Below are 21,346 nucleotides of genomic sequence, written 5' to 3' on the forward strand. Positions count from 1 at the left end.
GGGTCGGGCGCGGCGCGCCGTTGCCCGCGCAGCTGGCGACGGCCAGGACGAGCACGACGGCGCTCAGGCGCAGCGCGAGCGTGGCGGACATGGCGGATTCCTGCGGGGACTCGGGCGAGTATGCGCGCGCGCACGGGCCTGGGCGAGGCAGGTTCTGCTCCGCGGGCGCCGCGCAGACCGCCGTTCGGCCGGATGGCGGCCTCCTGACGCGATTGTCCTAACACCGCAGCGGACGCCGGCGCTTCGCCGATACCTGCGCGCAGGCGTGGCTCAGGGCGTGCCGCGGCCGGCGGGGCGGATCTTGCGGTAGACGAATTCCGGCGCCGGCGCCCGCGATTCGCGCTCGGCCAGTTCGCGTACCGCGGCATGATCCGGCGAGCGATCGCAGACCGGGTCGAGGGTGTCGGCGCGTCCGCTCAAGGCCAGCGCCTGGCAGCGGCAACCGCCCCAGTCGATTTCGCGGCGGTCGCAGCCGCGGCAGGGTTCCGGCATCCAGTCGGTGCCGCGATAACGCTGGAAGGCATCCGACTCGCGCCAGATCTCGCCGAGGCTGCGGTCGCGCACCGAATCGAACTGCAGTTCGGCGATGCTCTCGGCGGCGTGGCAGGGCAGGACCTTGCCTTCCGGAGTGATGTTGACGAAGCGCTGCGCCCAGCCGCCCATGCAGGCCTTGGGACGGCGCGCGTAGTAATCGGGGGTGACGTAGTCGATGGTCAGCGTGCCGCGAAGGCGTTGGCGCGCGTCCTCGACCACCGCGGTGACCGCGTCGAGCTGCGCCCGGGTCGGCATCAGTGCGGCGCGGTTCTTCAGGCCCCAGCCGTAGTATTGGGTGTGCGCGACTTCGAGCCGGCCGGCACCGAGCTCGAGCGCGAGTTCGATCATCGCCGCGACGCGCTCGGCGTTATGGCGATGGACCACCGCGTTGAGGGTCAGCGGCAGGCCGAGTTCGCCGCACCAGCGCGCCAGGGCGAGCTTGCGCCGATGGCTGCCGGCATAACCGGCGATACGGTCGGCGCCGCGTTCCTCGCTGTCCTGGATGCTCAGCTGCAGATGGTCGAGGCCGGCCTGTTGCAGGCCGAGCAAGCGCTCGCGGTCGACGCCGACGCCGGAAGTGATCAGATTGCAGTACAGCCCCAGCGAACGCGCATGCCGCAGCAGCTCGGGCAAATCCTTGCGCAGGGTCGGTTCGCCGCCGGAGAAGTGCACCTGCAGCACGCCGAGTTCGGCGGCTTCGCCGAGCACGCGCAGCCAGTCGTCGGTCGCCAGTTCCTCGCGCAGGCCGACCAGTTGCAGCGGGTTGGAGCAATACGGGCAGGACAGCGGGCAACGGTGGGTGAGTTCGAGCAGCACCGCGAGCGGCGGCGCCGGGACGCGTTCGGCGTGCGGCGACGGTACCGACGGGGCGGCGACGGCGCTCATGAGGCCGGCGCGGCGACCGCGAGCATGCGCTTGTCGAGCAGACTGGCGAACAGTTCGAGCACGTCGTCGCGGACCTGCCCGGCGTCGGCGCCGTACTCGGCCGCGAGCGCGGCGACGATGGTGTCGACGTCGGCGGCGCCGTCGACGCGGGCGAGCACGGCATGGGCGATCTCGTCGAGTTCGACCACGCGTTCGGGCGCCAGCAGCACCCATTGGTCGCGGGCGCGGTCGTGCTGCAGGCGCACGCCGGCAGGAAAGCGCGGCACCGCGCGGGCGTCGATCGTCGCGCTCATGCGCCGGGCTCCGATATGGGCTGCGGGTCGGGCTCCGGCTCGGGCTCCGGCGCGGGGCGGAATGCGCCCGGCGGAATCAGGTCGGCGCGGCCTTCGGGCGCGTGGACGACATAGGCCAGGTAGAGCGCATCGAGCATCGACCACAGCACCTCGCACTTGAAGCGCAGCGCAGCGCAGACCGCGTCCTGCTGCTCGCGGCTGCGGGCATGGCGTTTGACGTAGTCGAGGGCGAAATTGGCGTCCTGCGGCGCCTGGTGCAGGCGCGAATCGAAGTAGGCCAGCGCCGGCTTCGAGACGAAATCGTAGTGGGCGAGCATGCCGGCGACGCGTTGGCCGATGATGTTCGGTGCGAACAGCTCGGTCAGCGACGAGGCGATGGCTTCGAGCAGGCTGCGTTCGCGCACGAAGTGGATATAGGCCTGGACCGCGAAGCGCGTCGCCGGCAACAGGCCGTGCCCGGACTCAACCAGGTCGCGGTCGAGGCCGAGCGCATCGGTCAGGTGCAGCCAGCGCGCGATGCCGCCGTCGCCGGCGCGTTCGCCGTCGTGGTCGACGATGCGCTGGCGCCAGACGCGGCGCAGGTCGGGGTCTTCGATGCGGGCGAGCAGAGCGGCGTCCTTGAGCGGGATGCAGCGCTGGTATTCGAAACGGTTGAGCGCCCAGGCCTGGACTTGGCCACGGTTCAGACGGCCGCCGTGCAGCAGGGCATGGAAGGGGTGCCGGTCGTGATACCGCTCGGCGCCGATCGCGCGCAGCCGCGCCTCCAACTGCGCCGGAGTCAGCAGCGCGTCGTCGGCGATGCGCTGCTCGGACGGGTTCGCTCCGATGGCATGCGCGTTCACGGTCCGGTCTCCATTACAGCCAGCTCCATCACAGCTTGATCTCCATGCCGTCCTCGGCGACTTCCCAGCCGTGCGCGGCGATGTGCGCACGTTCCGGCGAGGCCTCGTCGAGCACCGGGTTGGTGGTATTGAGGTGGATGAACAGCTTGCGCCGCACCTCGAGGTCGGCGAACGCGGCGAGGGTGCTGTCGCCGTCGTCGTCGCCGAGGATATTCATATGGCCCATGCGCGCGCCGGTCTTGTGGCCGACCCCGGCGCGGATCAGTTCGTCGTCGCGCCACAGGGTGCCGTCGAAGAACACCAGGTCCGCGCCGCGCAGACGTTCGCGCAGGGCCGGGGTCATCGCCGCGCAGCCGGGAATGTAGAAGCAGCGTTGCGCGCCGTCGGAAATCTCCAGGCCGACGGTCTCCTCGGCCGAGCCGGTCAGGTCGCCGCCGCTGCGCGATTCCATGAACAAGGGCACCTTGCCGGGCACGCTGAACGGGGTCACGCGCAAGCCGAGCGGGGCGTCGAGTCCGGCCACCTCGAGCGGCGCGTCGAGGGTCAGCGCCTTGCGCGTCACGTACTGCGGGTCGAGCGCATCGAAGATCGGGTTGTCGCGCAGCAACTGCAGCACGCGCGCGCTGGCCCACAGGTCGAAGCGCTGGCGTTCGCGCATCGACAGCAGGCCGGCGATGTGGTCGATCTCGCCGCTGGTCAGCAGCACCGCCTCGATCGGCGAATGGCGCAGGCCGCGCTGCGGCCACAGCCGCTCGATGGCCAGCACCTGCTGGCGGAAATCGGGCGAGGCGTTGATCAGCAGCCAGCGTTCGCCGTCGGCGCTGACCGCGATGCTGGCCTGGCTGCGGCGCTTGTGGCCGGGCTCCTGGCGCCAGGCGCGCCGGCTGCCGGGGGTGTTGCAATTCCACTGCGGATAACCGCCTCCGGCCGCCGCACCGAGCACGAGGATTTCCATCATCGTGGGGCCATCGGGCCGGCGTTACGACTCGCGCGCGTTGCGACGGCGGAAGCGGGCATGATTCAGAACAGGTCGCCGGAGGAGTACGAATTGATTTCGCAGCCGACCGAGATTTCGCGGATCTGAGGCTTGGACCAGGTCTTCATGTACGTTCCTCGCGTTGGGGAGTGGGGTCTTGCCGGGGCGGCGCAACCGCGGGCGATGGTTTGCGCGCATGGGCACCGCCGTGCATCGCGCAGACCGGGCTGCGGAAGCCGCGGCTTGCGGCCGCGGCCGGAGCCGCGACCTCAAAACGATACACCCGCCCGGTGGGCGATGCCTGTGATTTCCAGCCCGATCGCGATGCGCGCGTTGCGGTGCCGGCGGCCTCGGCGCTGTCGCCGAAACGTGACGGCCGGGCTCAGCGGCGCCGTTTGAACAGGTCGCGGGCGAGAACCCAAACGACGATCACGTTGATTGTGAGAACTGCGATGGCCAGCCAGCCGGGATGGCGGTACAGGGCATACAGGTCGAACGGCAAGTACGCCGCGGCGCCGAGGCAACCGAGCCAGGAGGCCCAGGCCTTCGCCTTCCACAGGCCCCAGGCTTCGAGCAGGTGCAGCAGGCCGTAGCCGAGCACGACGCCGGCGGCGAGGTGCAGCGCATGCGGGTCGATCGCGTGCGCGAGCCAGGCCAGCGAGCCGTGTTCGGGGTCGAGATGGAAGCGCTTGATGAGTTCTTCGATCCAGCGCTGCAACGGCGCCGGGCCGAGCAATTCCAGCCCGCTCGCGGCGGACAGGGCGAGCAGGCCCTTGATCCCCTCGACCGCGGCGATCAGGTGCAGGCCCGGATGGGCCTTGGGGTCGCCGTCGTAGTGGGAGTCGGTCGGGGTCATCGGGGCGGGGGCATCGTTCGGACGGGGGCGGAATGCAGGCGAGGCGGGGCGGGTCGAGGCGGAGCGGGCCGGTGATCGCCGAACCGGCTGCGATCGAACTGGCGGAAGTCAAACTGGCGAAAACCGAACTGGTGGAAACCGAACTGGCAAAGATCGGACACGACCGGATCGTGTATGGGCGTGCGCGTTCGATCCCGGTTGCGCGTCAGGGTTCCCGCGCCGATCGGGCATTCGGCGATCGGGCCGGTGCCGCAAAACGCGAAACGCGAAACGCGCGCCAGCGGCGCGCGTTTCGTGGCCCCGGCCCGTACCGCGCGAGCGGGACAGGCGTGTGGGCGATGTCGCCCCGATCGGGCGACGGCCGTGACGATCAGGCCGCGCGCGAGGCGCGCTTGCGATCGCTTTCGGTGAGGAACTTCTTGCGCAGACGGATTTCCTTCGGGGTGACTTCGACCAGTTCGTCGTCCTCGATGAAGTCCAGCGCCTGCTCCAGCGTGTACTTGATCGCCGGGCTCAACTGGATCGCATCGTCCTTGCCCGATGCGCGCATGTTGGTCAGCGGCTTGGGCTTGATCGCGTTGACGGTCAGGTCGTTGTCCTTCGAGTGGATGCCGACCAACTGGCCTTCGTACACCTGATCGCCCTCGGCGGCGAACAGGCGGCCGCGTTCCTGCAGCGGCCCAAGCGAGTAGGCCGGGGTGGTGCCCGCCGCATTGGCGATCATCACGCCGTTGATGCGCTTGGCGATCGGGCCGGTTTCCTTCGGGCCGTAATGGTCGAATACGTGGAACAGCAAGCCCGAACCCTGGGTAAGGGTACGGAACTCGTTCTGGAAACCGATCAGGCCGCGCGCCGGGATCATGTAGTCCAGGCGTACGCGTCCCTTGCCGTCGGATTCCATGTTCTTCAGCTGCGCCTTGCGGGTGCCCAGCTTCTCCATGACGCCGCCCTGGTGCTGCTCTTCGATGTCGACCACCAGCTGCTCGATCGGCTCCATCAGCTTGCCGTCGATTTCCTTGATGATGACTTCCGGACGCGACACGGCCAGCTCGAAACCTTCGCGGCGCATGTTCTCGATCAGCACCGACAGGTGCAGCTCGCCGCGGCCGGAGACCAGGAACTTGTCCGGGTCGGAACCTTCCTCGACCTTCAGCGCGACGTTATGCAGCGTCTCGCGCTCCAGGCGCTCGCGCAGCTGGCGGCTGGTCAGGAACTTGCCGCCGCTGAGCTCTTTGTTGCCGGCGAACGGCGAGTTGTTGACCTGGAAGGTCATGCTGATGGTGGGCTCGTCCACGGTCAGCGCGGGCAGCGCCTCCGGGGTGTCGAGCGCGCACACGGTGTCGGAGATCGACAGCTCGGCGACGCCGGAGATGGCGACGATGTCGCCGGCCTCGGCTTCCTCGGTTTCCAGGCGCTCCAGGCCCATGAAGCCGAGCACCTGCAGGACCTTGCCCTGGCGCTTCTTGCCTTCGCGGTCGACCACGCTGACCGGCATGTTGCGGCGGACCTTGCCGCGCTGGATGCGGCCGATGCCGATCAGGCCGACGAAGTTGCTGTAGTCCAGCTGGCTGATGCGCATCTGGAACGGGCCGTCGGGATCGACTTCCGGCGGCGGCACGTGCTTCATGATCGCTTCGTACAGCGGGGTCATGTCGCCCGAGCGTGCGGCGTCGTCGAGGCTGGCGTAGCCGTGCAGCGCCGAGGCGTAGACGATCGGGAAGTCGAGCTGCTCGTTGGTGGCGCCGAGCTTGTCGAACAGGTCGAACACCTGGTCGATGACCCAGTCCGGACGCGCGCCCGGACGGTCGATCTTGTTGACCACCACGATCGGCTTGAAGCCCATCGCGAAGGCTTTCTGGGTGACGAAGCGCGTCTGCGGCATCGGGCCGTCCATCGCGTCGACCAGGATCAGCACCGAGTCGACCATCGACAGCACGCGCTCGACCTCGCCGCCGAAGTCGGCGTGGCCCGGGGTGTCGACGATGTTGATGCGGTTGCCCTGCCAGGTGATGGCGGTGTTCTTGGCCAGGATCGTGATGCCGCGTTCCTTTTCCTGGTCGTTGCTGTCCATCGCGCGCTCGGCCAGCACCGTGCGTTCGGACAGGGTGCCCGACTGCTTGAGCAGACAGTCGACGAGGGTGGTCTTGCCGTGGTCGACGTGGGCGACGATGGCGATATTGCGCAGGCGTTCGATGGACATGCGATTGGACGCCGGAAGGCGCTATAGCTGAGGAAGTAAGCCGATCATTATAGCGGGCAAACATGGCAAGTGCCGGCGGGGCGAGGATTTATTCGCCCGGGGGCCAGATTTATGAACAGGGCAAGGCGGGGCCCGGGTCCAGCCGCGTCGGCCGGCGCCCTGCCGTCTGGCGGCGGAGCTGAGTCGGGCCGCCGCTGGGCCGCTGCCCGGCGCAATCGCGGCGGCAGGCCGGCAACCGGCCGATTCGGCCCATCGGGTACCCTTGTGGATGGTCCCGGGCGCCGCCATGTCGGCTGCCGAACGTCCGTAGTCCCCATTCCCTCGCATCATCTGGAGTCCGCTGTATGAGCCTGATCGCCACTTTCGACACCGACCGCGGCCCGATCCGCGTCGAACTCGCCGCCGACAAGGCGCCGCTGACCGTCGCCAACTTCGTCAATCTGGCCCAGCGCGGCTTCTACGACGGCCTGAACTTCCACCGCGTGATCCCGAACTTCATGATCCAGGGCGGCTGCCCGCAGGGCACCGGCACCGGCGGCCCGGGCTACCGTTTCGAGGACGAGACCCGTAACGGCCTGGGCCACCAGCGCGGCGTGCTGTCGATGGCGAACGCCGGCCCGGGCACCAACGGCAGCCAGTTCTTCATCACCCACATCGTCTGCGACTGGCTCGACGGCAAGCACACCGTGTTCGGCAAGGTCCTCGAAGGCCTGGACGTGGTCGATGCGGTCAAGCAGGGCGACAAGATCAAGTCGGTCAAGATCGAAGGCGACGTCGCCAGCGCCCTGGCCGCCAAGGCCGAGCGCGTTGCCGACTGGAACAAGGTGCTCGACGAGAACGCCCGCGCCTGAGGCCCGGTGGGCTGCCTTGCAGCCTCGCCACCACATGCGGGACAGGAAAGACGGCCGCAAGGCCGTCTTTTCGTTTTCGGGGCGGCGCTTGCCCAAGCCACGGCGATGTCGCGCCGGGCCGTGCCGAAGCGGCCGCCCGGGCAAAGCGGCGCGGCCGATCGGGCACCGCGAACGGCGGCGAAGACACCGCTGCGGGCCGGTAAACGGGCCGGCGCGAAGCCGGCGGCGCGGCGACGCTGTGCTACCATTTTGCGGCTCGAACCAGTGGTTCCGGCAGGCGTTTCCGGAGCATCGTTCTTCCGCTGCCGGGCACGCCGACGCGCCGCCACCGCCGTCCCGCGCATGCTCCTCTCCCGCACCAGCTCCGTCGCACACCACCCCACGAGGTTCAAGACGATGCCCCAGCTCGCCCGGCGCATCGGTCGCGCCAAGCCCAGCGCGATCATGCAGGTAGCCGAAAAGGCCAAGCGGCTCAAAGCCGAAGGCCGCGACATCATCAGCTTTTCGATCGGCGTTCCCAACTTCCTGCCCGGCGACCATGTCTACGCCGCCGTGCGCGACGCGCTGGCCAAAGACAGCGGCCAGTACGGCAGCAACCGCGGCGCCGACGCACTGCTGGACGCCTTCATCGAGCACATGGGCAAGATCGGCCTGACCGGCTACGGCCGCGTCAACGTGGCCACCGGCATCGGCGCCAAGCACGTGATCTACAACATCGCCGAAGCGCTGCTCGACGAAGGCGACACGATCGCGTTCCCGACCCCGTACTGGACCAGCTATCTCGACATCGCCGAGATCGTCAACGCCAAGATCGACCTGTTGCCGTGCCCGGCTTCGCAGGACTACAAGCTCACTCCCGCGCAGCTCGACGCCGCCCTGGCGAAGAAGCCGAAGGTGTTCTTGTTCAACAACCCGTCCAACCCCACCGGCATGGTCTACGGGAAGGAAGAAATCGACGCGCTGGCCGAGGTCGTGGCGAAGTATCCGGACACCTGGATCATCACCGACGACATCTACAACCGCATGGTGTTCGACGGCCTGGGCTACCACAACTTCGTGCATGCCCGCCCGGAACTGCGCGACCGGGTGATCTTCATCGACTCGCTGTCCAAGACCTACGGCATGCCGGGCTGGCGCGTGGGCTTCATGGCTGGGCCGGAATCGGTCGCCCAGGCCGTGACCACGATGAACTCCAACCACATCACCAACGTGCCCGAAGTGGTCACCGCCGCCGCGGTCGCCGCGCTGTCGGGCCCGCAGGACGTGCCGACCCAGAAATGCGCCGAGTTCCAGGCCAAGCGCGACCAGGTCATGGCGGTGATGAACGCGATTCCGGGCGTGGTCTGCCCGCGTCCGCAGGGCGCGTTCTACGTATTCCCGGACATCAGCGTCGCCTTCGGCAAGACCCATGCGCCGAGCGGCCTGAAGATCGGCAACGACATGGATTTCTGCAGCGCGCTGCTGGAAACCAAGGGCGTGGCCTGCGTGCCGGGTTCGGCGTTCGGCGAGCCGCGCGCGCTGCGCATCAGCTACACCTGCCCGACGCCGCAGCTCGCGCCGGGCCTGCAGCGGTTCCAGGAATTCTTCGCCGAGCTCGTCTGAGCCCGGCGCGGTCCCATCACTGACGTAGCCAAGGAAAGCCCCGCATGCGCGTTCTTACCGTCCTGCTGATCCTCGGCCTGGCCGGCGGCGCGTATGCGCTGGCCTACAAGGGCGACACCGCCTGGTTCGCCACCCGCCAGGCGGAACTCAAACCCGACGACCCGCGTCACCAGACCGGCGACAAGCGCATCGTGATGCTCGCCGCCGACTGGTGCGGCTATTGCGAAAAACTGCGCAAGGATTTCGAACTCGCCGACGTGCGCTACAGCATCATCGACATCGACACGCCCGCCGGCCAGCGCGCCATGAGCGCGGTCGGCGCGCGCGGCGTGCCGGTGACGATCGTCGGCCAGGAGGTCGTCTACGGCTACGACATGGACGAGATCAAGGACCGGCTGAAACCGCTGGGCTACCGGCTCTGAAGGCACCCGGCGCGGCCAACACGTTCGAAAGCGCGTTGCGCTTTGGCACCCTCATTCACGATCACCTTGGCGGGCCCCGCGTCCGCACCATCGATCAACTAGCGAAGGAAACACCCCGATGAAGACCCCCGTCCGCGTTGCCGTCACCGGTGCTGCCGGCCAGATCGGCTACTCGCTGCTGTTCCGCATCGCCTCCGGCGAAATGCTCGGCAAGGACCAGCCCGTCATCCTGCAGTTGCTCGAACTGCCGCTCGAAAAGGCCCAGGCCGCGCTGAAGGGCGTGATCATGGAGCTCGAGGACTGCGCGTTCCCGCTGCTGGCCGGCGTGGTCGGCACCGACGATGCCGAAGTCGCGTTCAAGGACGCCGACGTGGCCCTGCTGGTCGGCGCGCGTCCGCGCGGCCCCGGCATGGAGCGCAAGGACCTGCTTCTGGAAAACGCCAAGATCTTCACCGCCCAGGGCGCGGCGCTGAACAAGGTCGCCTCGCGCGACGTCAAGGTGCTGGTGGTCGGCAACCCGGCCAACACCAACGCCTACATCGCGATGAAGTCGGCGCCTGACCTGCCGGCCAAGAACTTCACCGCCATGCTGCGCCTGGATCACAACCGCGCGCTGAGCCAGCTCGCCGCCAAGGCCGGCGTGGCCGTGGGCGACATCGACAGCCTGATCGTGTGGGGCAACCACAGCCCGACCATGTACCCGGACTACCGCTTCGCCAAGGCCGGCGGCGTGTCGCTGAAGGACAAGATCAACGACGCCGCCTGGAACGCCGACAACTTCATCCCGACCGTCGGCAAGCGCGGTGCGGCGATCATCGAAGCGCGCGGCCTGTCCTCGGCGGCCTCGGCGGCCAACGCCGCGATCGACCACATCCGCGACTGGGTGCTCGGCAGCAACGGCAAGTGGGTGACCATGGGCGTGCCGTCCGACGGCAGCTACGGCATCCCGGAGGGCGTGATGTACGGCGTGCCGGTGATCACCGCGAACGGCGAGTACACCCGCGTCGAAGGCCTCGAAATCGATGCCTTCAGCCGCGAGCGCATGGACAAGACCCTGGCCGAGCTCGAAGAAGAGCGCGCCGGCGTGGCCCACCTGCTGGGCTGATCGCAGCGCGATCGCGATGCATGAACGGGGCGGTCTTGGCCGCCCCGTTCCGTTGGGGCCTACGGCCGAGGCCCCGATCGTTTCGGGATCTTCTCCCGCTTGCGCGGCAAGCCCGCCCGCCGGGCCGGACGAGCGCGCGGGAAGCGCCCCCGAGCGTGTAGCATCGGTCCCGCTCCGAACTCCGAGGGGACCCCGTCCGATGAGCGAAACCCTGCGCCTGCTGATAGCCGACGACCACCCGATGTTCCGGGCGGCGCTGCGTTATGCGCTCGGCGAGATCGCCCCCGGCGCGAGCGTCGTCGAGGTGTCGAGCCAGAGTGCGCTCGAGGCGGCCATCGGCAGCGGCGAGGAATTCGACCTGGCCATGCTCGACTTGATGATGCCCGGCGCGATGGGTTTCTCCTCGCTGGTGTACGCGCGCGGCGAGCGGCCCGAGTTGCCGGTGGTGATCATCTCCTCCAACGAACACCCGCGCACGATCCGCCGCGCCCAGCAGTTCGGCGCCGCTGCGTTCGTGCCCAAGTCGGCGCCGACCACCGTGCTCGGCGAAGCGGTCAAGGCAGTGCTGGCCGGCGACGTCTGGTTTCCGGCGCAGAAGGCCGAACGCGACGAACACGACGCGCAGCTCGCCGACCGCCTCGCGCTGCTGACGCCGCAGCAACTGCGCGTGTTGATGCGCCTGGCCGACGGCCTGCTCAACAAACAGATCGCCTACGAACTGTCGCTGGCCGAGAACACGGTGAAGATCCACGTCACCGCGATCCTGCGCAAACTCGGCTGCCATTCGCGCACTCAGGCGGCGGTGCTGGTGAAAGGCCTGTCGCTGGAAGACGAAGGCGCGGACCTGCACGGCTCGGCGGTGCCGTAGCGGCACGGAACCGAGGCGGCCGACGCTACGGGGCGGCGATAACCCGACAACGCGAAGGCGGCCGCGCAGTTTCCCTCTTTGGATAAGGGCAGGCGTGCTTTGAGCTTCGCGATAAGCGCCAAGGCGTCCCCGCGCCACCGAGTCTCCTACCTCTCCCCCGCACCGCGCCCCAGCAAGCGCATCGTCAACGCGCGCAGCGCGGCGGGTTTCAGCGGTTTAGGCAGGAAGCTCCAGCCGCGCTCGGTCGCGCGCGGCCGCAGGCTCGGGTCGGCGTCGGCCGACATCAGCACCACCGGCGGCATGCGCTCCCATTCGGCTTCCAACTGCAGGGCCAGTTCGAAGCCGGTGCTCTCGCCGAGCCGGTAGTCGAGCAATAGCAATTCGGGCATGGCCAGCGATGCGGCCATGCGCAGGGCGCTGGCGGCGTCGGCGGCGGTCTCGACGCGACAGCCCCAGTCGCCGAGCAGCCGTTGCGCGGCCTGGCGCGAATGCAGGTCGTCGTCGATCACCCAGACGCGACGGCCGCGCAGTAGCGGGTCGAGGTCGGATGCGGCATCGCCGTTGACCGGGCCGGAAGACGCGGCCGCGGATGGTTCGGCTTGCGCAGCCGCGTAAGGGACTTCCACCGAGAACACGCTGCCGCGGCCCGGCCACGAGCGCACCGCGATGCGGTGGTCGAGCAACTGGGCGACGCGGCGCACGATCGCCAGGCCGAGCCCGGCGCCGCGCGGCGGCGCCTCGACCCCCAGGTCGAGGCGCTGGAATTCCTCGAAGATCAGCTCGAGCTTGTTGGCGGGGATGCCGGGGCCGGTGTCCCAGACCTCGATCCGCAGGCCGTCGCGCAGGCGCCGCGCGCCGAGCACGATGCGGCCGTCGCGCGGGGTGAACTGCAAGGCGTTGGACAGGAAGTTCTGCACGATCCGGCGCAGCAGTATCTCGTCGCTGTCGACCACTGCGGTGGAAGCGATGCAATGCAGGCGCAAGCCGCGCGACTCGGCCAGGATGCGGAACTGGCTGTCGATGGTGGCGAACACGCGCGCCAACGGCAGGGCGGCGCGGCGCACTTCGAGTGCGCCCGATTCCAGCCGCGAGATGTCGAGCAGGCTCGACAGGATGTCGTCCTGCGCGGCCAGCGCGGCCTCGATGTGGTCGGTGAGTTCGCGGCCTTCGGCATCGACGCGCCGGCGCAGCGACGACAGGTACATGCGCGCCGCGTTCAAGGGCTGCAACAGGTCGTGCACCGCCGCGGCGACGAACCGGGTCTTGGAGCGGTTGGCGCGCTCGGCCTCGCCCTTGGCGGTCTGCAGGTCGCTGGTGCGCTGTTCGATGCCGCGTTCGAGGCTGTCGGCGAGCGTGCGCAGGTCGCGCGCGGCCTGCTTGTAGGCGGTGATGTCGGCGTAGCTGGTGACGAAGCCGCCGTCGGGCATCGGGTTGCCGCGGATCTCGATCACGGTGCCGTCGGGGCGCTCGCGTTCGTGCAGATACGGCTGGCCGCGCTGTAGATGATCGAGGCGACGGCGGATCGCCTCCTCGGGGTCGCTGCCGAGCAGGCCGCGGCGGGCGTTGTAGCGGATCAGGTCTTCGATCGGCCGGCCGACCTGCAGCAACTCGGGCGGGTAGCGGAACAGTTCGGCGTAGCGCTGGTTCCAGGCGACCAGGCGCAACTGCGAGTCGACCACGCTGACGCCTTGCGGCAGATGCTCCAGGCTGTGGCCCTCGCCGAGGCTGGCCTGGCGTGCGGCCTGGACCACGCCGTCCTGCGCGGTGCGCAAGGCCTCGGCATGGTGCTCTACCATCTTCTCCAGTTCCTGCCGGCTGCGCAGGCGCAGGGTCGCGATGCGATGGCGCTGCAGGATCAGCAGGGCCAGCGAGACCAACAGCAGCCAGCCGCCGGCGGCGACCGCGCGCGCGATCCAGGCGGTGCGCAGGCTCGGCGTGGTGTCGCGCAGCAGATGCAGGGTCCAGTTCTCGCGCGGCAGGTGCAGCGACTGCCACAGCATCGGCTCGCGCATGGCCGGGTCGCGCAGGCGCACCACGCGCGCGCCGCCGCCGATGTCGCGTTCGAGCCGGATCGAGGCCAGGCGCAAGGATTGCCCCTGGTATTGGCGGGTCGACTGCAGCTCGCGGCGTTGCGCCGGGGTCGGCGGCTCCAGCATGCGGTAGCGCCACTGCGGCTTCGCGCTGAGGAACACCACGCCGTTGGCGTCGCTCAGCAAGACCAGGTCGCCGCGCTCGCTCCAGTCCGAGCGGATGTCTTCGAGTTCGACCTTGACCGCGACCGCGCCGACCGCGCCGCCGCGTTCGTCGTGGATCGCGCGGGCGATGAAATGGCCGGGGATGTGGGTGGTCACGCCGATCGCGTAAAACTCGCCGGTGCCTTCGGTCATCGCCCGCTGGAAATAGGGGCGGAAAGCGTAGGAGTGGCCGACGTTGCTGTTGGCCCCGGCCCAGTTGCTCGCGGCGATGCCGATGCCGTTGCCGTCGATCAGGGTCAGGGTGCTGGTGCGGTTGGCGAAGTTGAGCTGGACCAGGCGTTCGTTGGCGCGCTGGCGCTGCGACTGGTCGCCGGGGTTGGCGAGAGTGGCGCGCAGTTGCGGATCGAGCGACAGCACCGCCGGCATGATCCGGTACCGGTCGATGTGTTGTTCGATGACCTGGGCGCGCTGGTCGAGCAGGGCGCGCGCCTCGGTGGCCTGGCGCTGCAGCGCCTGGGCATAGGCGATGCGCCCGGCGACCAACATCGCCAGCAACAGCACGGCCAGGATCGCGGCGATCCAGAGCGCGGTCTTGAGCTGGCGGGGGCGGGGGATCACGGTGGCGGGGCTCGCTGGGGCCTCGGGGCAAGACTAACCGGTTTGGGTCGCGGACCGGGGTGGCGCCGGTCGCCGCGGTTCGTGGTCGCGGCTTGCGCCGCTCCTACCCGGAAGCTGCGTAGCAAAGGGCAGGAACGGCGCAAGCCGCGAGCGCGTCACTGCGACGACGATGCGACGGTCCGTCAGCTGCGTACCGTCAGAAATGCACCTGCGCCCGCAGCTCCAGCACGTCGGGGTCCGCCGACAACACGCCCTTGTCGGCCGACACGCGCACGTAGTTGGCCTGGAACTTGAAGTGCGTGGTCAGGTACCAGTTCACTCCGAGGGTCAGGTCGCGCTGGCGGCCGCCGGCGATGCCGCTGTCGTCGAGGTCGAGCTCGCCATAGCGCGCCAGCAGTTCCACCGCGCCATAACCGTGCGCCGGCTTGATGTTGGCGACGTTGTTGTTGCTGTAGGGCCGGGTCTCGCCGGTCACCACCCAACTGCCGGTGACGTAGTAGCCGTCGGCGGTGAAATCGCGAGCGCCGTCCTCGCGTTCGGCGCTCGCGCGCAGGTATTCCGCCTGCAGCGACCAGGGGCCGTCGATCCACAGCGCTTCCAGGCCGTTGCGCACGATCCGGTCGGTATTGCGCAGGCTGCCCGAGTCGACCAGGCGCACCGGCGTCAGCCCGTTGCCGGGGCGCGCGCGAAAGCGCGCCGAGGGGCCGAAATAGGCGTCGCGGCCGTCGCGGAACCCGTGCGGGTTCTCGACCGAACCGGTCAGGCCCAGGTGCACGACACGGTTCTTGTCCTTGACCGGCGTCCACACCGCGCGCGCCGCGGCGGTCGTGCCCGGGTTGTCGCCCTGCAGGTCGTGGCCGAAGAAATACGCGGTGCCGACGGCGTAGCGCGGGCGTTCCAGCGACCACTCCACGCCGGTGCGGCGACCCTGGAACATCGCCTGCGAAGCCGCCGACAGTTCCATCATGCTGCCCGTGCGCGAGGCCGCTACGCTTTCCATGCTGACCGGGGTCTTGAAGTAGCCGACCCGCAGCTTGCCGTAGTCGGCGCCGAACCAAGCCTTGGTTTCCAGGCGCAGGGCGACGTCGAGCCAGAGCTTGGACTCGAAGTCCATCACCGCGGTGAAATCGTAGACGTCCTTCTTCTTCAGGCCGACGCCGAACTCGCGGCGCCGGTAGTGACCGTCGTCGCGTAGCGCGGTCGCGGCGGTGCCGTAGCCGCGGTCGCCGGAAAAATCGACTACGTCGTAAGCGACATTGGCGGTCGCCGACAATTCGGTGCCGTCGTCGAAGCTGTATTTGGTCGGCCAGTCGTCGAGGCCGGCGGCCTGGGCGAGGCAGGAAACCGACGACAGCAACACGGTGGACAGGGCGAGGGCGGGGCGGTCGGGACGCGGCATCGGGACGGGCTCCAGGGTCGTGCGGCAGCCGTCCTGGCAGCAGCGTGCCGTGCCGGACGCGGTGCGTCCGGCTGCGGCGGTGGCTAGGGGAGGGGGTTAAAGCACCGGGGCGATCAGGCGGTCTTGTCGGCCAGCGGCGCGTGGGTGTCCGAGGGCAGAGCGGTATCGAGTTCGGTCGCGCTCGGCGGGTTGAGCAGCTCGTGGTTGAGTTTGTCGCGGTCGAGCTCGTTCTCCCAGCGCGCGACCACGATGGTGGCGACGCCGTTGCCGATGAAGTTGGTCAGCGCGCGCGCTTCGCTCATGAAACGGTCGATGCCGAGGATCAGCGCCAGACCCGCGACCGGCACCGCCGGCACCACGGTCAGGGTCGCGGCCAGGGTGATGAAGCCGGCGCCGGTGACGCCGGAGGCGCCCTTCGAGGTCAGCATCGCCACCGCGAGCAGGGTCAGCTCCTGGGTCAGGGTCAGCTCGACGTTGAGCGCCTGGGCGATGAAGATCGTCGCCATGGTCAGGTAGATATTGGTGCCGTCGAGGTTGAACGAATAACCGCTCGGCACTACCAGGCCGACCACCGGCTTGGAACAGCCCAGGCGTTCGAGCTTGCGCATCAGCGGCACCAGCGCCGACTCCGACGAGGACGTGCCGAGCACCAGCAGCAACTCGTCGCGAATGTAGCGGATGAAGCGCAGGATGCTGAAGCCGGTGAAGTGGGCGATCGTGCCGAGCACCACCAGGATGAACACCGCGCAGGTCAGGTAGAAGCTGCCCATCAGGCGCGCCAGCGGCCCGAGCGAGTCCACCCCGTACTTGCCGATGGTGAAGGCCATCGCAGCGCCGGCGCCGATCGGGGCCAGCTTCATGATCATGCTCATCATGCCGAAGAACACCTTCGACACCGACTCGAACAAGTCGATGATCTTCTCGCCGGTCTTGCCGATGTGCAGCAGGGCGAAGCCGAACAGCACCGCGAGCAGCAACACCTGCAACAGGTCGCCGCCGCCGGTGAAGGCGTCGGTGAAGGTCTTGGGAATGATGTGCAGGAGGAATTCGACCGTGCTCTGGTCCTTGGCCGCGGCGGCGTACTTTTCGACCGCGCTCGCATCCAGCGTGGCCGGATCGGCGTTGAAGCCGGCGCCGGGCTTGAGCGTATTGACCACGACCAGGCCGATCACCAGGGCGATGGTCGAGACAACCTCGAAATACAGGATGGCCTTCACGCCGACGCGGCCGACTTTCTTGACGTCGGAGACGCCGGCGATGCCGAGCACCACGGTCAGGAAGATGATCGGCGCGATCAGCATCTTGATCAGCGAGATGAAGCCGTCGCCGAGCGGTTTGAGCTTGACCGCGAAGTCCGGGAAGAAGTGGCCGACCACGCCGCCCAGGAGGATGGCGCCGAGCACCCAGAGGTAGAAACGCGAGCCGGACTTTTTCATGGCGGGTACTCAGGCGGGAGCGAGTGGAGGGAGCGAGTGGAGAGGAGCGAGCAACGAGTGCAGCGGCAGGGGTCAGTCGCGGTCGATGTGCGAATGCTTGCGGGTGTCGGGCATCAGGGTGTAGACCAGCAGCGAGCAGGCGATGCAGGCGCTGACGTACCAGAAGAAGCCGGTCTCCATGCCGATCTGCTTGAACCACAGCGCCACCGGCTCGGCGGTGCCGCCGAACAGGGCGACGGTGAGCGCATACGGCAGGCCGACGCCGAGCGCGCGGATCTCGACCGGGAACAGTTCGGCTTTCACCACCGCGTTGATCGCGGTGTAGCCGCTGACCGCGCTGAGCAAAATCATGATCAGCCAGAACGCCTGCATCGGCGTCTGCGCATCCTGGATCAGGTGCATCACCGGCACCGTCAGCACCGTGCCGAGCACGCCGAAGGCGATCAGCAGCGGGCGCCGGCCGATCCGGTCGGACAGGGCGCCGACCAGCGGCTGCATCAGCATGTAGACGAACAAGGTGCCGGCATTGATCAAGGATGCGGTTTCCTTGTCGAAGCCGGTGCTGATGGTGAGGAACTTCAGCATGTAGTTGGTGTAGGTGTAGAACGCCAAGGTGCCGCCCATGGTCAGGCCGATCACGGTCAACACCGCGCGGGGGTGCTGCATCAGCGTGCGCAGCGAACCTTCCTTGCGCGAAGGCGTGTCGCTGGCCTTGAGCTTGGTGAACGATTCTGTTTCCTGCATGTTGCGGCGGAGGTACAGGGCGATCACCGCGGCCAGGGCGCCGATCGCGAACGGGATGCGCCAGCCCCAGGATTTGAGCTGCGCGTCGTCGAGCACGAACTGTTGCAGCACGATCAGCACCGTCAGCGCGAGCAGCTGGCCCATGATCAGGGTGACGTAGAGGAAGCTCGACCAGAAGCCGCGGTTTTCGCGCGAGGACATCTCGCTGAGGTAGGTCGCCGAGCTGCCGTATTCGCCGCCGACGCTGAGCCCCTGCAGCAGGCGCGCGAACACCAGCAGGATCGGCGCGAAGATGCCGAGGGTTTCGTAGCCGGGGGTGAAGGTGATGATCAGCGAGCCGGTGCACATCATCAGCACCGACAGCATCAGCGCCGCCTTGCGGCCGCGCCGGTCGGCGTAGCGGCCGAACACCCAGCCGCCGAGCGGGCGCATCAGGAAGCCGACGGCGAAGATCGCCGCGGCATTGAGCGCCTGCGAGATGCTGTCGCCCTTGGGGAAGAAGACGTGGGCGAAGTACAGTGAGAACGCGCTGTAGACGTACCAGTCGTAGTACTCGACCAGGTTGCCGATCGACCCGGAGAAGATCGACTTCAGGCGCTGGCTGGGGCTCATGGCCGGTGCGCTGGCGAGGAGGGTATCGGCGGTGGTGGCGCTCACGGCGGCTCCTGATGACGGTAGGGACGGCGCCGGATCGTTCGATGAGGGAGACATCGCGGAACGGCCATGGCACGGCGGCGGCACGTCCCTGCGCCCGTTGCCGATGGTGGGCGTGCGGCCGGCCGCGACCAATAGCACCTTAGGGTTAGGGCCGGCCGCGGTGCCGCGGGAGCCTGGAAATACGGGGGTTCCGGCGCGTCCGGCCGATGCACGATGACGGCGTCGAAGGGTCGGCGCCGTGACCGCGGTCGATGAATCCGCCGGCCGCGCCGCCGGCGAGCGCTGTCGCGGCGGGGCTGCGCTCGGGCCTCCCACCTGATCGCAGCGGCGCGGGCCCGGTCTCGCCATCTGCGCGTCATCTGCGACCGCCATCCTTGCCGGCCGTGATCGATGGCCCTTTGGAGATGTGCGAATGAAACGAGCCCACGCAACGCCGACCCTGGTGCTGGCGATCTGGTCGGCACTGGCGATGCTGCCGGCCCAGGCCGCCGAGCTCGAAACGGGCGCCCCCGAAACGGGCGCCCTCGGCGCCGCGGCCGATGCCGGCGGCAGCGACGCGACCACGCTCGATGCGGTGTCGGTGATCGGCATGGGCGAGACCCGCCAGGTCCAGCGCATCAAGCGCGCCGACCTGGAGCTGCCGGCACCGGGCACCAGCGCACAGAAGATCCTCAACAAGCTGCCCGGCATCTCGGTGCAGTCCAACGACGTCTACGGCGCCAACGAGGAATCCCAGACCATCAGCCTGCGCGGCTTCAACCAGCGCCTGTTGGGCTACACCCTCGACGGCATCCCGCTCGGCGACAACAGCTACGGCAACTACAACGGCCTGGGCATCAGCCGCGCGCTGATCGGCGAGAACCTCGCCGGCGCCGAGCTCGCCGCCGGCGTCGGTTCGCTCGGCACCGCCTCGACCAGCAACCTCGGCGGGACCCTGCAGTATTTCTCCTCCGACCCGGAAGCCGGGTTCGGCCTGCGCCTGGCCCAGACTTTCGGCAGCGACAAGACCCGCCGCACCTATGCGCGCCTGGACACCGGCGAACACGGCGGCTTCTCGATGTATCTGTCCGGTTCGCTCCTCAGCGCCGACATGTGGTCGGCACCGGGCGACAACCAGGACCAGAACCAGGTCAACCTCAAGGCGGTCTACAACTTCGGCGACGGCCACCGCGTCAGCGCCTACCTGGCCAGCGCCGAGACCAGCCAGGCCAACTTCGCCTATCTGTCCAAGGGCCTGCTCGCGCGCGGCGCCGGCTGGGACTGGAACCTGTACAAGCCCGATTGGCAGCGCGCCCTGGCCGCGGCCTATTGCGCGCCGCGGCCGTGGCCGGCGCGCCAGCACCTGGCCGGCGACCCGCGCTGCGCCTTCAGCGGCCCGGCCAACAGCATCGACGACGCCTACTACGCCAGCCGCGCGCTGCGCACCGACCATCTCGCCGCGCTCGCCGGCGAGTTCAATCTTGCCGAAGGGGTGCAGCTGAAGTCGCAGGCCTACTACCACGACAACCGCGGCCAGGGCCATTGGTGGTCGCCGGGCAACTACTCCTACCCGAACACCGCCAAGGCGATCCCGATCTCGATCCGCAGCACCAACTACGGCATCAACCGCTACGGCGCGATGGCCTCGTTGAACTGGGAGCTCGGCAACCACCGCATCGAAGGCGGCTTCTGGTACGAGAGCAACCATCACGACGTGCAGCGCAACTTCTACTTCATCGAAGGGCCGGTCAACGACGATCGCTACCTGCGCGACCCGGACCGCCGCCTGTTCTTCCAGAAGTACCGCATCAACACCCGCCAGGCCTATCTCCAGGACACCATCAGCCTGCTCGACGGGCGCATGACCCTCGACATCGGCGCCAAGAGCACCCAGGTCGACATGCGCGCGCGCCAGGTGGCGCCGTCGACCATGGAAGTGCCCAACGCGACCGGCCGCCTCAAGACCGACAAGAGCTTTCTGCCGCAGCTCGGCATCGGCTACAGGCTCGGGGAAGGCCAGGAACTGTTCGCCGCCTACACCCGCAACGTCGCCGCCTTCGTCGGCGGCGGCGCCGGCGGCCCGCTGGCGATCAACCAGGCCGCGTTCGACGCGCAGAAAGACAGCCTCGACCCAGAGGAGTCGCGCACGATCGAAGCCGGCTACCGCCGCGTCGGAGAGACCTACCAGGCCTCGTTGAGCCTGTACGCGGTGCGCTTCGACAACCGGCTGCTGTCGCTGAACCCATGCTCGAGCATCGAGGCCGGCACCCGGCCCGAGTGCATCACCAAGTTCTTCAACGTCGGCTCGGTCGACAGCCTCGGCAGCGAGTTCGTCTTCATCTGGAAGCCGAGCGAGCAGTTCCAGTGGTACAACGCCTTGTCGTGGAACAAGTCGACTTATCAGGACAACTACATCGATGCCGGCCGCGAGATCCAGACCCGCGACAAGCGCGTGGTCGACGTGCCCGACAAGATGCTGTCGAGCGAGCTTAGTTACCGCAGCGGCCCCTGGCTGCTGAGCCTGAGCGGCAAGTACACCGGCAAGCGCTACTACACCTACACCAACGACAACGGCTTCGGCGGTTCGACCACCTTCGATGCCTCGGCCCGCTACACCTTCGGCGCGATGGGCCCGTTTCGCCAGTGGTCGGTCGCGCTCAACGGCAGCAACCTCACCGACAAGCGCACCGCGAGCAACCTGACCGCCTTCAGCGCCTCCGACCCGCAGGGCAAGACCTTCGCCTTCCACGCCAACGCACCGCGGCAGGTGTTTTTGACCATCGACGCCCGATTCTGATCCGCTCTGGTTTTAGCTCGACTCGACTCGACTCGACTCGACTTGGCCCGGCTTGGCTCTGGCTCTGGCTGTGCGCAGCCTAAGTCT

The 21,346-nt window shown here is 68.4% G+C and carries 17 protein-coding genes; 6 read left to right on the forward strand and 11 right to left on the reverse strand.

The annotated features are described in order from the left end of the window. Positions 1–270: 270 nt before the first annotated feature. The 7 genes from pqqE to typA form a co-directional block, all read right to left on the reverse strand. On the reverse strand, positions 271–1,419 hold the full coding sequence (gene pqqE / locus ACSAMQ_RS05455; RefSeq protein ID WP_435394681.1) for a pyrroloquinoline quinone biosynthesis protein PqqE: 1,149 nt from the start codon (positions 1,417–1,419) through the stop codon (positions 271–273). Then, positions 1,416–1,712 (reverse strand): pyrroloquinoline quinone biosynthesis peptide chaperone PqqD, encoded by a 297-nt coding sequence (gene pqqD / locus ACSAMQ_RS05460; RefSeq protein ID WP_435394682.1) that lies wholly within the window; start codon positions 1,710–1,712, stop codon positions 1,416–1,418. The genes pqqE and pqqD overlap by 4 nt, the downstream gene beginning before the upstream one ends. Further along, positions 1,709–2,512: a pyrroloquinoline-quinone synthase PqqC gene (gene pqqC, locus ACSAMQ_RS05465; protein ID WP_435394728.1), complete on the reverse strand. Its 804-nt coding sequence runs from the start codon at positions 2,510–2,512 to the stop codon at positions 1,709–1,711. Before pqqC ends, pqqD begins: the two co-directional genes overlap by 4 nt. A gap of 70 nt (positions 2,513–2,582) precedes the next feature. After that, entirely contained in the window at positions 2,583–3,509 is a 927-nt protein-coding gene (gene pqqB / locus ACSAMQ_RS05470; RefSeq protein ID WP_435394729.1) for a pyrroloquinoline quinone biosynthesis protein PqqB, read from the reverse strand. Positions 3,510–3,574: 65 nt separating this feature from the next. Then, positions 3,575–3,658 (reverse strand): pyrroloquinoline quinone precursor peptide PqqA, encoded by an 84-nt coding sequence (pqqA, locus tag ACSAMQ_RS05475; protein WP_036111709.1) that lies wholly within the window; start codon positions 3,656–3,658, stop codon positions 3,575–3,577. A 254-nt stretch (positions 3,659–3,912) separates the two neighbouring features. Then, the gene (locus ACSAMQ_RS05480; protein WP_435394683.1) at positions 3,913–4,386 is read right to left on the reverse strand and encodes a DUF2127 domain-containing protein; all 474 of its coding nucleotides are present in this window, start codon (positions 4,384–4,386) and stop codon (positions 3,913–3,915) included. A gap of 370 nt (positions 4,387–4,756) precedes the next feature. Beyond that, positions 4,757–6,586 (reverse strand): translational GTPase TypA, encoded by a 1,830-nt coding sequence (typA, locus tag ACSAMQ_RS05485; RefSeq protein ID WP_435394684.1) that lies wholly within the window; start codon positions 6,584–6,586, stop codon positions 4,757–4,759. Positions 6,587–6,930: 344 nt separating this feature from the next. Between typA and ACSAMQ_RS05490 the strand changes: the two genes are divergently transcribed. The 5 genes from ACSAMQ_RS05490 (at position 6,931) to ACSAMQ_RS05510 (ending at position 11,434) form a co-directional block, all read left to right on the forward strand. Beyond that, positions 6,931–7,437, forward strand: a complete 507-nt coding sequence (locus tag ACSAMQ_RS05490) for a peptidylprolyl isomerase (protein WP_435394685.1) — start codon at positions 6,931–6,933, stop codon at positions 7,435–7,437. Between the two features lie 396 nt (positions 7,438–7,833). Continuing rightward, complete coding sequence (locus tag ACSAMQ_RS05495) at positions 7,834–9,039, forward strand: pyridoxal phosphate-dependent aminotransferase (RefSeq protein ID WP_435394686.1); 1,206 nt, start codon at positions 7,834–7,836, stop codon at positions 9,037–9,039. A gap of 44 nt (positions 9,040–9,083) precedes the next feature. Further along, positions 9,084–9,461, forward strand: a complete 378-nt coding sequence (locus tag ACSAMQ_RS05500; protein WP_435394687.1) for a glutaredoxin family protein — start codon at positions 9,084–9,086, stop codon at positions 9,459–9,461. A gap of 118 nt (positions 9,462–9,579) precedes the next feature. Next, positions 9,580–10,566, forward strand: coding sequence for a malate dehydrogenase (locus tag ACSAMQ_RS05505; RefSeq protein ID WP_435394688.1), 987 nt, complete (start codon positions 9,580–9,582; stop codon positions 10,564–10,566). 199 nt (positions 10,567–10,765) lie between these two features. Beyond that, complete coding sequence (locus ACSAMQ_RS05510) at positions 10,766–11,434, forward strand: LuxR C-terminal-related transcriptional regulator (RefSeq protein WP_435394689.1); 669 nt, start codon at positions 10,766–10,768, stop codon at positions 11,432–11,434. 146 nt (positions 11,435–11,580) lie between these two features. On the opposite strand, the gene ACSAMQ_RS05515 is transcribed toward ACSAMQ_RS05510, so the two are convergent. The 4 genes from ACSAMQ_RS05515 to ACSAMQ_RS05530 form a co-directional block, all read right to left on the reverse strand. Continuing rightward, positions 11,581–14,244 carry a hybrid sensor histidine kinase/response regulator gene (locus tag ACSAMQ_RS05515; protein WP_435394730.1) on the reverse strand — a complete coding sequence of 888 codons (2,664 nt, stop codon included), beginning with the start codon at positions 14,242–14,244 and terminating at the stop codon, positions 11,581–11,583. A 199-nt stretch (positions 14,245–14,443) separates the two neighbouring features. Continuing rightward, complete coding sequence (locus tag ACSAMQ_RS05520; RefSeq protein WP_435394690.1) at positions 14,444–15,646, reverse strand: OprO/OprP family phosphate-selective porin; 1,203 nt, start codon at positions 15,644–15,646, stop codon at positions 14,444–14,446. Positions 15,647–15,759: 113 nt separating this feature from the next. Continuing rightward, positions 15,760–17,082 carry a dicarboxylate/amino acid:cation symporter gene (locus ACSAMQ_RS05525; protein WP_435394691.1) on the reverse strand — a complete coding sequence of 441 codons (1,323 nt, stop codon included), beginning with the start codon at positions 17,080–17,082 and terminating at the stop codon, positions 15,760–15,762. 72 nt (positions 17,083–17,154) lie between these two features. Then, the gene (locus ACSAMQ_RS05530) at positions 17,155–18,483 is read right to left on the reverse strand and encodes an MFS transporter (RefSeq protein WP_435394692.1); all 1,329 of its coding nucleotides are present in this window, start codon (positions 18,481–18,483) and stop codon (positions 17,155–17,157) included. A gap of 412 nt (positions 18,484–18,895) precedes the next feature. Here ACSAMQ_RS05530 and ACSAMQ_RS05535 point away from each other — a divergent pair, with 412 nt between their 5' ends. Next, the gene (locus ACSAMQ_RS05535) at positions 18,896–21,259 is read left to right on the forward strand and encodes a TonB-dependent receptor (protein ID WP_435394693.1); all 2,364 of its coding nucleotides are present in this window, start codon (positions 18,896–18,898) and stop codon (positions 21,257–21,259) included. Positions 21,260–21,346: the final 87 nt, after the last annotated feature.

The sequence above is a fragment of the Lysobacter sp. 1R34A genome, assembly GCF_051217035.1.
Taxonomy (GTDB): Bacteria; Pseudomonadota; Gammaproteobacteria; order Xanthomonadales; family Xanthomonadaceae; genus Lysobacter.

Coding starts and splice junctions, on each gene's coding strand:
- ACSAMQ_RS05495 (WP_435394686.1), top strand. CDS start 7,834: ATGCCCCAGCTCGCCCGGCGCATCGGTCGCGCCAAGCCCAGCGCGATC.
- pqqD (WP_435394682.1), bottom strand. CDS start 1,712: ATGAGCGCGACGATCGACGCCCGCGCGGTGCCGCGCTTTCCTGCCGGC.
- ACSAMQ_RS05480 (WP_435394683.1), bottom strand. CDS start 4,386: ATGACCCCGACCGACTCCCACTACGACGGCGACCCCAAGGCCCATCCG.
- ACSAMQ_RS05505 (WP_435394688.1), top strand. CDS start 9,580: ATGAAGACCCCCGTCCGCGTTGCCGTCACCGGTGCTGCCGGCCAGATC.
- pqqA (WP_036111709.1), bottom strand. CDS start 3,658: ATGAAGACCTGGTCCAAGCCTCAGATCCGCGAAATCTCGGTCGGCTGC.
- ACSAMQ_RS05510 (WP_435394689.1), top strand. CDS start 10,766: ATGAGCGAAACCCTGCGCCTGCTGATAGCCGACGACCACCCGATGTTC.
- pqqE (WP_435394681.1), bottom strand. CDS start 1,419: ATGAGCGCCGTCGCCGCCCCGTCGGTACCGTCGCCGCACGCCGAACGC.
- ACSAMQ_RS05525 (WP_435394691.1), bottom strand. CDS start 17,082: ATGAAAAAGTCCGGCTCGCGTTTCTACCTCTGGGTGCTCGGCGCCATC.
- ACSAMQ_RS05490 (WP_435394685.1), top strand. CDS start 6,931: ATGAGCCTGATCGCCACTTTCGACACCGACCGCGGCCCGATCCGCGTC.
- ACSAMQ_RS05520 (WP_435394690.1), bottom strand. CDS start 15,646: ATGCCGCGTCCCGACCGCCCCGCCCTCGCCCTGTCCACCGTGTTGCTG.
- ACSAMQ_RS05500 (WP_435394687.1), top strand. CDS start 9,084: ATGCGCGTTCTTACCGTCCTGCTGATCCTCGGCCTGGCCGGCGGCGCG.
- ACSAMQ_RS05535 (WP_435394693.1), top strand. CDS start 18,896: ATGAAACGAGCCCACGCAACGCCGACCCTGGTGCTGGCGATCTGGTCG.
- pqqB (WP_435394729.1), bottom strand. CDS start 3,509: ATGGAAATCCTCGTGCTCGGTGCGGCGGCCGGAGGCGGTTATCCGCAG.
- typA (WP_435394684.1), bottom strand. CDS start 6,586: ATGTCCATCGAACGCCTGCGCAATATCGCCATCGTCGCCCACGTCGAC.